General features: G+C 30.0%; 11 protein-coding genes. 4 read left to right on the plus strand and 7 right to left on the minus strand.

Going from position 1 to position 12,789, the window contains the following annotated elements:
- Positions 1–2 precede the first annotated feature (2 nt).
- Genes DQN46_RS06010 through DQN46_RS06020 form a run of 3 tightly spaced genes read left to right on the plus strand, consistent with a single transcriptional unit; the run spans position 3 to position 1,141 of the window.
- Entirely contained in the window at positions 3–500 is a 498-nt protein-coding gene (locus DQN46_RS06010; RefSeq protein WP_111743354.1) for a Na+/H+ antiporter subunit E, read from the plus strand.
- A complete protein-coding gene (locus tag DQN46_RS06015) occupies positions 493–783 on the plus strand; it encodes an MrpF/PhaF family protein (RefSeq protein WP_004632682.1) in 291 nt (96 codons plus the stop codon). Before DQN46_RS06010 ends, DQN46_RS06015 begins: the two co-directional genes overlap by 8 nt.
- Positions 770–1,141, plus strand: a complete 372-nt coding sequence (locus tag DQN46_RS06020) for a cation:proton antiporter (RefSeq protein WP_004632684.1) — start codon at positions 770–772, stop codon at positions 1,139–1,141. The genes DQN46_RS06015 and DQN46_RS06020 overlap by 14 nt, the downstream gene beginning before the upstream one ends.
- 31 nt (positions 1,142–1,172) lie before the next feature.
- Here DQN46_RS06020 and DQN46_RS06025 read toward each other — a convergent pair whose 3' ends face one another.
- The 5 genes from DQN46_RS06025 to DQN46_RS06045 all read right to left on the minus strand — a co-directional run bounded on the left by DQN46_RS06025 (position 1,173) and on the right by DQN46_RS06045 (position 9,025).
- On the minus strand, positions 1,173–2,411 hold the full coding sequence (locus DQN46_RS06025) for a hemolysin family protein (protein ID WP_231120312.1): 1,239 nt from the start codon (positions 2,409–2,411) through the stop codon (positions 1,173–1,175).
- A 312-nt stretch (positions 2,412–2,723) separates the two neighbouring features.
- A complete protein-coding gene (locus DQN46_RS06030) occupies positions 2,724–3,983 on the minus strand; it encodes a Glu/Leu/Phe/Val family dehydrogenase (RefSeq protein ID WP_111743355.1) in 1,260 nt (419 codons plus the stop codon).
- A gap of 243 nt (positions 3,984–4,226) precedes the next feature.
- Complete coding sequence (gene polA / locus DQN46_RS06035; RefSeq protein ID WP_111743356.1) at positions 4,227–6,848, minus strand: DNA polymerase I; 2,622 nt, start codon at positions 6,846–6,848, stop codon at positions 4,227–4,229.
- An 84-nt stretch (positions 6,849–6,932) separates the two neighbouring features.
- Positions 6,933–8,135 carry a glycosyltransferase family 4 protein gene (locus tag DQN46_RS06040; RefSeq protein ID WP_111743357.1) on the minus strand — a complete coding sequence of 401 codons (1,203 nt, stop codon included), beginning with the start codon at positions 8,133–8,135 and terminating at the stop codon, positions 6,933–6,935.
- A gap of 164 nt (positions 8,136–8,299) precedes the next feature.
- The gene (locus tag DQN46_RS06045; protein ID WP_040461474.1) at positions 8,300–9,025 is read right to left on the minus strand and encodes a rhodanese-like domain-containing protein; all 726 of its coding nucleotides are present in this window, start codon (positions 9,023–9,025) and stop codon (positions 8,300–8,302) included.
- 154 nt (positions 9,026–9,179) lie between these two features.
- Between DQN46_RS06045 and DQN46_RS06050 the strand changes: the two genes are divergently transcribed.
- Positions 9,180–10,706 carry a ClC family H(+)/Cl(-) exchange transporter gene (locus tag DQN46_RS06050; RefSeq protein WP_111743358.1) on the plus strand — a complete coding sequence of 509 codons (1,527 nt, stop codon included), beginning with the start codon at positions 9,180–9,182 and terminating at the stop codon, positions 10,704–10,706.
- A 55-nt stretch (positions 10,707–10,761) separates the two neighbouring features.
- Here the strand turns inward: DQN46_RS06050 and DQN46_RS06055 are convergent, their stop codons facing one another.
- Positions 10,762–11,559, minus strand: coding sequence for a Cof-type HAD-IIB family hydrolase (locus tag DQN46_RS06055; protein WP_111743359.1), 798 nt, complete (start codon positions 11,557–11,559; stop codon positions 10,762–10,764).
- A 15-nt stretch (positions 11,560–11,574) separates the two neighbouring features.
- Complete coding sequence (locus DQN46_RS06060) at positions 11,575–12,573, minus strand: LacI family DNA-binding transcriptional regulator (RefSeq protein ID WP_111743360.1); 999 nt, start codon at positions 12,571–12,573, stop codon at positions 11,575–11,577.
- Positions 12,574–12,789 lie beyond the last annotated feature (216 nt).

A 12,789-nucleotide genomic window follows, 5' to 3' on the forward strand; every position in this document is an offset into this window, starting at 1 on the left:
GTATGGCACTACAATTTTTAATAAATATACTTGTTGGAGTTATATGGATGTTCTTTTCAGCAAACTATAACTCAGAATATTTTGCTGTAGGTTTCTTTTGGGGTATGGTACTTCTATTTATCTTTAGAAATACCTTCGCTAAGAATTTTTTAGGGAAACAACTATATTATGTTTATCTCTACAAATGGCTAAAACTAATAGTAATGTTTCTTATAGAATTATTAAAAGCTGATATCAACGTATTAAAAATGATGTTAAAAAAAGATTTGGATATTAATCCTGTAATTTTTGAATATCCTTTAACAGTTAAGAAAAATTGGCAAATAACACTACTTGCCAATATGATTACATTAACACCAGGAACATTGACTGTTAATGTAGGACATGAAAATAAACAATTGTTTATCCATTGTCTTGATACTAATAATATTGCAGGTGAAATTGAAGGAATTAAAAATAGTTTTGAAAAAGCAATACTGGAGGTTGATTTAGATGGATAAAATCTTAGATTACACTATTATAATAGGTATTTTTGCAAGTATAGCTATGATATTCTTCCTATTAGTATATATTGTTAAAAAACCAAGTATCTTTGATAAACTAATAGCCAGTGATTTACTTGCTATGCCTCTTATTTGTTTAATAGTTTTGGTAAGTATGTATTACAAAACATTCTCTTATGTTTCACTTATCTTAATTATTGCAATTATTTGCTTAGTTGGAACAATTGTCACAGCAAAATTCTTAGCAAAAAAGGAGGTTTTCAGTGATGATACTAAATAGTATTTTAGATATTATAATGATTATCCTTATCCTTATTTCTGTAGTAGCTATGGCTGCAACAGTAATTGGATTTATAAGACTTCCTGATGAATTAACAAAAATACATGCAGCTGGAGTTACAGGATCATTTGCAGTTGAATTAATTTTAATAACTGGCTTTATCTATTTCTATAGATATCTCCAAATATTTGAGTTTAAATTTTTATTAGCAATTGCTTTCTTATTTCTAGTAGCACCTGTATCTGCACATATGATTTCGATAAGTGCGATAATTTTTAACAAAAAGGTTTACTCTAAAAATCAAAAAGATGAAGCTAAAAAAGTTTTAGATGACATACAGAAATTAAATAAACAATAGAAAAAGACGATTGCATCTGCAATCGTCTTTTTTAATTTTCTTCCGTTTCCCAAACTTCTAAAGTTCTTATTTGATTTTCTTCTACTTTTCTAACCACAAAAGTTAGTTTATCAACTATGTATGTTGCTCCTACTTTTGCCTCATATTTTTCTAAATAAATATATGCTCCTATCGTATCTACCTCTTCATGTGGTAGTTGAACATGGAAAAGTGCATTAACATCTTGAATAGGAACCCAACCATCTAATAAGTAATGACCATTTTTTAATTTCTTAATTAAACTTTGCTCATCATCATCAAATTCATCTCTAATTTCACCAGTAATCTCTTCTACAATATCTTCTAATGTAACTACTCCACTAGTCCCACCATATTCGTCTGTAATGACTATCATATGCTCTCGACTTTGTTTTATAGTCGCTAACACTTGAGAAATAGGTGTATGCTCGAAAACCTTTATAGCTGGCGTTATATACTTTTCTAAATCCTCTGTTTTTTCTAGCGGTTTATCTGTAAACAATAATTTTTTTACATTCAGAATACCTAATATTTCATCCTTGTCTCCATCTTCAATTACTGGATACCTTGTATATTCTTCTTGTTTTAATTGACGCATAATAATTCCTAAAGAATCACTCATGTCAATCGCTTCGACTTCAGTCCTTGGAGTCATAATTTCTTTTGCAATTTTGTTATCAAATTCGAAAATTTTCTCCACATATCTATATTCAACATCGTTTATCTGACCATGTTCTCGTGAAGATTTCATAATCGTACGTAGTTCTTGCTCACTATGTATCTCATCATGTTCAGATGCTGGTTCAAATCCAAATAATTTAGCAATAAGGTTTGCCAATGAATTTAACAACCATACTAGTGGACGCATAATTTTATCAAACATGTACATTGGCCATGCAACTCTCAAACACGTCTTTTCAGCCGATTGTATAGCAATTGTCTTAGGAACTAATTCTCCTAATACTACATGTAATAATGTCATAAATCCAAACGCAACTACCAACGAAATTGTATGTGTAAGTGTTGAATTCAGGTCTAAAAGTTCAAACATTGGTGTGAAAAGAGTATGGAATGTTGATTCTCCTAACCACCCTAACCCTAAAGATACAATGGTAATTCCAAGCTGTGTTGCTGATAAATAATGATCTAATTGTTCCACCATCATTACTAAAATTTTAGCAGTCTTATTCCCTGATTCTGCCATTTCATTAACGCGTGTTGGCCTTAACTTCACTAGTGCAAACTCAAACATTACAAATATTGCTGAAGCAATAAGTAATAATATAATTATTAATATTTTAATTAAGATACTGAGATCCATATGGTTCTAATTTATCCTCTTTCTTTTTATGTATTAATATATAATTTTACTATATAAAAACAAATTTTTCAAATATTAAAAGTTTTATTATAATAATTTTTCTAATTATATTATAGCTACTTTCTCTCAATAAATAATATACTATAAATTTTTATTGTATTAAGTAAAATACTAAGTATCAAAGAATTTTTTAATATAATTTAACCAGTCTGTATTTTTTACAGACTGGTTGTCTTTTTATTTTTAACTAATTTTTCCTTTTAATTCCATGTTTTTAACAATCTTCTCTATTGAATTGACATATGCAGCTTTTCTCATCGGAATAGTAAATCTTTCTTTGACTTCCCAGATATCATTAAATGCTTTTGTCATAACTCTGTCTTGTTTCTCTACTACTTCTTCTTCAGTCCAATAATAACCTTGTAAGTTTTGAACCCATTCGAAATAAGAAACCGTAACTCCTCCACTGTTGGCTAGGATATCAGGAATTACTACAATCCCTTTTTCTTGAAGCATATTATCCCCTGCTAATGTTGCTGGTCCATTTGCCCCTTCAGAGATGACTGGTGCTTTAATAAGTTTAGCTTCTTGCTCATCAATGGCATTTTCTAATGCACATGGACAAAGCACATCTACATCTAACGCCCAAAATTCATCTAATGTTAAACGTTTAGTATTTGGCAATGTATGGAATCTAACTTTTTTATCTTTGCATTCTTGAAGTTCATCATAAGTTAATCCTTCTGCTCGATAAACAGCATATTGAATACCGTCATCATCACGTTCAGTAGCTGCTACTACTGTAGCACCATATTCAATTGCAGTACTCACCGTATAACTACCAACATTACCAAATCCTTGGACCGCAAATTTTGCTCCCTCAACAGATTTCCCTAATTTTTCTAAAGCAAGCTTAGCAGCTAATGCAACTCCATGCCCAGTCGCTTGTGTTCTACCTAATGATCCTCCAAGTTCTAAAGGTTTTCCTGTTAAAGTCCCTATTCCTTGCTCACCTGTAAGAATATTGGACTCATCTATCATCCAAGACATAATTTGACCATTTGTGTTTACATCAGGTGCTGGAATATCTTGTTTTTCTCCAAGATATTTATATAGTCCTCGAATATATCCACGCGATAATCTTTCTAATTCTCCTTTAGATAATTCATTAGGATCTACTATAACTCCACCTTTTCCTCCACCATATGGAAGATTAGCAACAGCACATTTGAATGTCATCCAAATTGACAATGCTTTTACTTCATCTCCTGTAACCTGTGGATGGAAACGAAGTCCACCTTTTGTTGGGCCAATAGCATCATTGTGTTGTGAGCGGAAACCTTTGAAATACTTAACTTCACCATTATCCATTCTTACCGGGATAGAAATTTCTATAAAACGTTGAGGATCTTTTAGTGCTTCATATACTTCTTCTTTATAACCTAATATATCACAAGCATTTTTTATTTGTTCTCTTGCATTCATTAATGGATTGTTATTCATAGATTAATTCTCCTTAAACTTTTAAATTATATTTTATAACTGTCTCTTTTTTTATTATAACAGACTCCGAAACATTTTGTAAATTATTTTTTGATATTTTTCATTATTTTTCTGAAAAGTAAGGGTGCTATCTATACTTTCACAACTAAAAAACTCTAAGTAACTTTTCAGTTACCTAGAGTTTATTATATACCTTATTTTATCCATTAAATATTTTTTGTTAAATTATTTAACATAGCGTAATTATTTAGTGTCATACCACGAGCTTCCGCTACTAGCTTCTGCTTTAAGCTTAACATCTAGTTCGACCGCTTCTTCCATAATTTTTACCATTTCGATAGCAAACTCATCTACCACATCTTTATTTACATCAAAAATAAGTTCATCATGTACCTGAAGTAATAATTTTGCATCAACTTTTGTTTTTTCAATATAGTCAAAAGCATTTATCATAGCAAGTTTTATTATATCAGCTGCAGTACCTTGAATTGGCGTATTCATAGCTAACCTCGCATTGAGACTTGCTACTATTTTATTTTTAGCATTAATTTCTGGTAAAGCACGACGGCGATTATATAAAGTTTCTACATATCCATGTTCCTTAGCAAACTCAACTATATCTGTCATATATTTGTTAACACCACTAAATGTTTCTAAATATTTGTCAATAAATTCTTTAGCTCTCTTGCGTGTTATTCCTAAGTTATTTGATAACCCAAAGTCAGAAATTCCATAAACTATACCAAAGTTTACGGCTTTAGCCTCTCTACGCATAGTTGAAGTTACCTCATCTAAACTTACTCCATTTACTTCACTAGCTGTCTTAGTATGAATATCTAAATCATGAGTAAATGCATCAATCATTCCCTTATCCTGTGCCATATGGGCTAATACACGTAGTTCAATTTGAGAATAGTCGATAGATAATATTACTCTATCATCCGAAGCAGGAATAAACGCCTTGCGAATTTTTTTACCCTCTTCTATTCTCGTAGGAATATTTTGCAAGTTTGGATTAACAGATGACAATCGCCCCGTTTGTGTTAATGTTTGTTCATAACGTGTATGAATTTTCCCTTTACGAGTAATATCTTTAACCAAACCTTTGGCATAAGTTGAGTTCAATTTTGTTAATACTCTATACTCCATTATTAAAGGTATGATTTCATGGCTATGTTGAAGTTGTTCTAATACTTCCACCGACGTAGAATAACCTGTTTTTGTTTTCTTTACAGGGGGTAATCCTAAATCTTCAAATAATACTATTCCCAATTGTTTTGGTGAGGCAATATTAAACTCTGAACCCGCTAGCGTATGAATACTTGCTTCAAGTATTTTTATTCGCTCATCTAACTCATCACTCATATCCTCTAATGCTTTCTTACTAACATGTATTCCTTCATACTCCATATTAGCCAAAACACGCGCTACTTTTACTTCGATATTTTTATAAAGAGAATCCATATTTTCTTCTTTTAATCTCGCACTTTGAATTTCTTTTAAATCAAAAATACTTTTTACTACTTGTGCTAAGTACGGATAAAGAATTTCATTGGTTGGCAATGTACGTTTTACACCTTTTCCATAGATTTCTTCTTCACTTTTTATAATATTACCTAAGGTATTAAATACTATTTTATCAAGTTCTGTTTTTACCGTAACGTCTAAAAGATATGAAGCAATTTTTACATCAAAAACATTACCAGCTATGTCGGAAATACCATTTCTTTTCGCAATATACAAGATTTTCTTGTAATCATAAACTACTTTTTCTGCATCACTTTCCAAATAGTTACGCACAAATTTATTTTCAAAGAAGTTATCTTCACTAAAAATATAGACATTTTCATCTTTGTATACTGCTATATTAACAACATCTGAATTATGATAATCTTCTGTAAAACATTCAATATGTAGTGAACTATTTTCAAAAGATAGTTCTGTTTTTTCATCAGCATTTATTATTTCTAGTTCTTTTTCTTCTTTTCCATCAACATCTACATCGTTATTTTCAGCTAATTTTTTTAAGAAAGAAACAAACTCTAATTTTTCAAATAATTCTTTTTTCTTGCTTCTATTCTCACTAAAAGTTAAATCCTCTAACTTGTTTTCTACTGGAACTTCTGTAAAAATTGTAGCAAGTTCTTTACTAAGTAAAGCATCTTCTTTACCTTCTGCTAAACGTTCTTTTAGTTTTTTCCCGCTAATATTATCAATATTATCTAAAACATTTTCTACAGTTTTGTATTCAGCTAGCAATTTTATCGCCGTTTTTTCTCCTATACCAGCTACCCCTGGTATATTATCACTTTTATCTCCCATTAAGCCCTTCATATCAATGATTTGTTCTGGACTCAAACCATATTTTTCATTGATAAATTCTGGAGTATAGTGATCAACTTCAGTAACTCCTCGTCTGGTATAGTAGATTGTAATATTATCACTAGCTAATTGTGTTAAGTCTTTATCTCCGGAAATAATTATTACTTCAAGACCTGCTTTCTCTGCTAGCTTAGCATAGCTTCCTATAATGTCATCAGCTTCATAATCAAAGTGCTCTTCATATTTTATTCCATAAGAGTCTAGCAATTCTCTTACATAGCCAAATTGTTCAACAAGTTCACTTGGTGTTTTATCTCGTGTACCTTTATAATCTTTATAAGTTTTATGACGGAAAGTTTGTTTCCCTTTGTCAAAAGCTACTAATGCGTACTTTGGCTTTATATCTTCTAACATTCTTTCTAACATCAAAGTAAAACCATATACACTATTGGTATATAAGCCACTTTTGTTTTGTAGAGCAGGCATAGCATAAAAAGCACGATAACTCAAGCTATTCCCATCTAATAAAATTATTTTATCCATTTACCTCTCCTAATAATTAAATATTTATAACTAAAAGAAAACTAGTTTTATATTTAATTTATATCTTTAATTAACCTTAATATTTTATAACAAATTATAGATAGTTTCTATTTTTTTCTTCCAAGAATGTCTTTCTACTTCTTCTAATAATTCTTGTGGTAGTTTTCTTTCTTTTCTTGTTCTTTCTATCATAAGTTCCAATGCAGCTACTATTCTTTCAATAAAAGCAGGTTTTTCTTCTTCTACTGCTTTATCAGTATCATAAATAGTCGGCATAGCAATATATTCTATAATATCTGAGTTATTTATTTTATCTCCTAAAAACTCAATAAGCCCCTCTATTTCAGTAGCAACCACTCGCAACCCGCTTCCTAGAGCCTCTACAGCTATAAGACCTAACCCTTCAAAATAAGATGGCAAAATAAAAATATCTTTTTGACGCATAATTTCTCCGAGATGCGCTTGATCCATTGTATTATAAATTTTAATATTTTTTGAATCTCCTACCAAACTGTAAACACGTTCTTTATCTTCTTCTTTTAAATTTCCTATTAAATCTAGCTCAACATCTTTTACTTTTGTCTCTAATATTCTAAAAGCTTTTATAAGCTCATAAAAACCTTTTGACTCATCAAACTTACCTGCATATAATATTTCTGATTTTTCTTTTGGTTCATAGTTATTTAGTGGAAAAAATACCTTCTCATTATAGCCAGCTCCTATATTAATAATATTTTCTTTTGAATAGTTATATACAGTTACTATCTCATCAATTTGACTACTGCTAAGTGCTAATATTTTATCCAATTTATGTAAATTTGTTACATACCTTTCTTTTATACTTGGATTTTTCTCTGCCTGACGTAAATCAGTATTATGGCAAATCGCCAGAACTTTTTCATCAGTAAAAATTTCACAGACAATTGAACTTAATATCCATAAGTGATGCGTAATAACAACATCTGGTTTAAACTCTTCTTTAGCTTTTAATAATTTTTTTCGAAAAGCATTTTGCCATGTAGTCATCATATTCTCACTCATATTTTTATAAAGAGTATTATTATAAGGCATAACATCACTCATTCCCACAATAGGAAAGTCAATATCTTCACCTTCAAACTCCACTTCATACACTGTATCTAAAATATTAAAATCATATTCTGGTGTTGTCCCATAAATTGCAGCTTGTTCTACTTCATAATTTTTCAAACCATCTATAACGTTAGTAAAATATACCCCACTTCCCGTTTTTACTGGTAATTGAGCAAGAACATGTAAAATTTTCATAGTATGAATCCTCTTTTTTAAAATTTTATCTATCTTTATATTATACCACACAATAAAAATATACCCTACTAAGTACTTAAAATCATATAAAAAACTTTGAAGATAAAAGTATCTTCAAAGTTTTTACTATAACGATAACCTTATCGTTTTATTAAATTCTACCCTCAAGCGCTACAAGTTGCTTGTTGTTCTGCTGGATTTTCATCATAATCTTTCGGATTATAAAAAGCATTTCGGTACCGCTTAGTATAGAATGGTTCTATTAAATTAATAATAGTATACCCTTCTTCTCCTAATTTTTTACAAACTGGTTTACTTTCCTCTGGAGTATCACTATAAACAAAAATATCCGCATTTTTATCTAATTTGTCTTTTACTGAATCAATGTCTGTTGGTGAAATTTTAATCTCATCATCGTTTAAGATTTCAGTACCTAAATTTAACAATTGTTTATTTTTACTCTTAGTAAGTCGATATTTAAATTCTGACAGCAAAGCATTTGTGTAAATAGCTTTACCATAATCATATTGTTTTACTCCGTCTCCAATATGAAGTTTAGTGAATCCACGTTCTAGCAATAATTTCTCAGTAGCACGTGATGTTACATCCACAACACAGTAAAGAATAATATCTTTATCTTTATAATCATCTAGAACGTCACTACCATCTTTAAATAGCTTTATCGGTAAGTTTACAGCGTTTATAGCATGTCCTCTGGCATATTCTTTACGCCAACGTACATCCACAACTAATGCCTCTTCATAAGTTTTCTTCTCTACATCATGACCTTGAATACGTCCTGGCTTTCCTTTTTTCAATTTCAACCAAAAAGCATATAGTCCCAAAACAATAATTAAGAAAATTATTGCAATTATTGATAAAATATTCATTGTTATACCCCTTTCCATTACCTTCTAATTTTATCATATTTTCTTTAATTTTTACAATAAATTATTTTAAAATTACTTTGATTTTTTTGCTATTAGGAGTAAAATATAAATTAGGTATATATTAACAATAAATAAAAAAAGAAAGGAGTTAAATGTGAAAATCAATAATATTAATAATATTGAAAATAAAAATATGAAAATTGAATCTTCACTCCTGCTTAATGGTATATTAGTTGGTATTTTCGCCGGTGTCGTTGGCGCTATCTACAGACTTCTTATAGGTTATAGTGAAAAACTAGTTCACTTCACTGCTGAGTATATCAAATCAGGAATTTTTTATAAATTTATTCTTTTAATAATACTGATTATTCTTGCCCTTATTTCTGGATTTCTTCTAAAACGTGAACCTATGGCTAGCGGCAGTGGTATCCCACAAGTTTCTGCTGAAATAACAGGTCGTCTTAATTCAAATCCTTTGAAAGTCTTAATTTATAAAATAACCGGTGGTTTAGTCGCTAGTCTTGGAGGTTTATCACTTGGACGAGAAGGACCATCTATTCAACTTGGTGCCATGAGCGGTAAGTTAGTATCTAAGCTTTTGCGAAGAAATAGTGTTGATGAAAAATACCTAATTACATCTGGAGCCAGTGCTGGCCTTTCAATCGCATTTGGTGCTCCTCTTGCTGGTGTTTTATTTTCGATAGAAGAAGTTCATAAAAATGTTACTAAAAAAATAATTATAGGTTGCTTCAGTGCAGCTGTAGTTGCTAATATTATTGGACAATACATTTTTAGCTTAAAACCTGTATTCTCTTTTCCAGATATTGATTACGTAACTCCTAGTATCTATCCTTGGATTGTTATCCTTGGAATTTTACTTGGGATTTTTGGAACATTTTATAATAATACGATAAAAATTTTATATAAGTTTTATGAAAAACTGAACTTAAATATAGTATTTAGACCACAGGTAGCGTTCCTAACATCTTTTATTCTTTTTATTTTATGTCCTATCGTGTTAGGTAGTGGGCATGGTTTGGTTAGTTTCTTATTAGAGCATAAACTTAGTATTTTATTTTTAATAACTTTGTACTTTGTAAAAACCTTATTCTCAATTATTTCATTCACATCTGGTGTAGCAGGTGGAATATTTTTACCGATATTAATTCAAGGTGCTATACTAGGTACTTTATTCAGTAATTTTTTTGATAGCAAATATACTGGTCTATTCATTATTTTAGCTATGTCCGGCTATTTAACAGCCATCGTACGTAGCCCAATTACATCTGTTATTCTATTATTTGAAATGACTCAAAAATTAAATTACTTTCTTCCTATCGCATTGTGCTGCTTATTTGCATATTTTACTGCAAATATCCTTGGTACAAAACCCGTCTATGAATATTTATTAGATAGAATTCTAACTAGTAATAAAATAAAAGATAATGAAGTTGATATGGAAGTGGAAATCACAACAACTATAACAAACGATAGTACATTGATTGGAAAGGCTATTAGTGAAATCCAGTGGACTAAAAATACATTAGTATCAAATATCGAACGCTCTGGGAGAGAAATTGTCCCTAAAGGAACTACTATCCTTGAAGCTAATGATAGACTTACAGTAATCATGCCAAAAAGAGCGGTTGATGAATTTCTAAAAAAATTTAATGATGTGTAATAATATAATTTTAAAGAAATAGAAAAAATCTTTGAGGAAGATCCTCAAAGATTTTTTATTCTAATACTCTAAAATGTTTTAAAGCATAAGTAATTCCATCATCATCAACATCTGCTGTAACAAAATCCGCTATTTCTTTTACATCATCCCTTGCATTCCCCATAGCAACACCAACACCTACATGTTTCAACATATCTATGTCGTTTCCACCATCACCAAAAGCCATGATTTCTTCTACTTTAATGTCTAAATGATTAGCTATAGCATCTATTCCTTTGTCTTTTCCACCATCGCTTGGAATAACATCGGTAAATGCTGATGTCCAACGAGCCGACTTTGAATTTGGCATATATTCTAAGAATGCTACCTCCTCTTCTTCAGTAACAAAGACATTTAGTTGATAAATTTTTTCATTTAGTGCTTTTTCATATGCATCTTCTAAAACAATAAAACGCTCATGATCTCCTAGCTCATCTTCAAGCCATTTTACACGACTATTTTTCAAATTCATAAATGCTCCCTCTAATAAAGCAAAGTCACAAGCAATATTATTTTCTTTAAAGTATGGTAAAACATTTTCTATATCCTCTTTTGGTAGTACTTGGTTATTAAGAACTTCTCCAGTAGATAAATAGCAATATTGACCATTAATAGTTACATAACCATCAAACTCAAAATCTATTAAATCTTTTAATGTGATATGAAAAGGTGCTCGTCCTGTAGCTATAAATAGTTTAATTCCTTTTTCTCTTAATGCTCGTAATGTTTCTTTTGTATTTTCCGGTATTGTTTTTGTTTTAAAACTCCTTAATGTCCCATCTATGTCAAAAAATATCGCTTTTATTTTAGTCATTTCTTTCTCTACTTTCTATAAATTATTTAAATCTACAACACTACTTCTAGTTTTCAAGTCGTAACCTATTAGTATTTTCATCTCAGTTTCTTTTTTCTTAATAACATTAAGTAGCATTTCCACCGTCTTTTTAGCTGCATCTTCTAAATCAAATTTTATCGTTGTTAATGGTGACTTTAATAATGCTGATGAAGCATAATCCCCAAAAGCTGCCACAGAATAATCTGTACCTATATTTAATCCATTTTCCTCAAGAGCTTTTATAGCACCATAAGCTAAATTATCAGTAGCACATATCAAACACGTAGCTTTTCTTAGCTTATCTATATTTTCATTAATTAAGCGATAACTATCTTCCATGCCAAAATTCGTTACAAGAACCTCTATTGGTGAAAGATTATACTTTTCAAGGGTAGTCATAAATCCTAATTTTCTATAATAACCTACCGCAATATCTTCCTCACCCACACCAAGGTAAGCTATCTTTCTGTGACCACACGCTAAAACAAAATTAGCTAAATCTCTAGCTGCATTAAAATCATTATATTCAACACTATATGTATACTCCCCTTCTTGACCTAAAAGAACAACTGGAACATCTATTGATTTAATAGTGCTCTCATAACTTTTGCTCATTGTTGTAGGAAGTAAAATTATTCCATCAACATTCATTCTAGCAAGTTTTCTTATATAATCAAGTTGCTTTTCCTCATCAAAATTTGCATTCATAATTAATGTTTCATAATTATTTTCTTTTAAATTTTGATCTATGTACTTCAAAGTATTTGAACTTACATAAGAGTGTAAACATGGAACAATCACTCCAATAATTTTGCTATCTGTCCCTTTTAAGGCCTTAGCAAATGTATTAGGCGTGTAATTATACTCCTCTACTATTTTTTTTATTTTTTCTCTAGTTTCTTTTTTTAAATTTCCACCGTTAAAGTATCTAGATACAGTAGTAGAACCTACTCCTGCCATTTTGGCTATATCTACTATAGTCAATTTTTTCATAAAATACTATAACCCCCTTAGCTATCTTATATCAATATCTTTCACTTTTTCTAAAAAATTTTTTACTTTATATAAACACATATCTTATTATAAACTATACATAAAAATAAATAAAGTCTTTAATAAAGTTTTACGACTGCAATTATTTTATCAAATTTTCCGGTAAGTTGTATTAGTCTACGTTCTACGTTTGAATAATACAGCTTTAATAAAACC

Source organism: Gemella morbillorum (assembly GCF_900476045.1).
Classification (GTDB): Bacteria; Bacillota; Bacilli; order Staphylococcales; family Gemellaceae; genus Gemella; species Gemella morbillorum.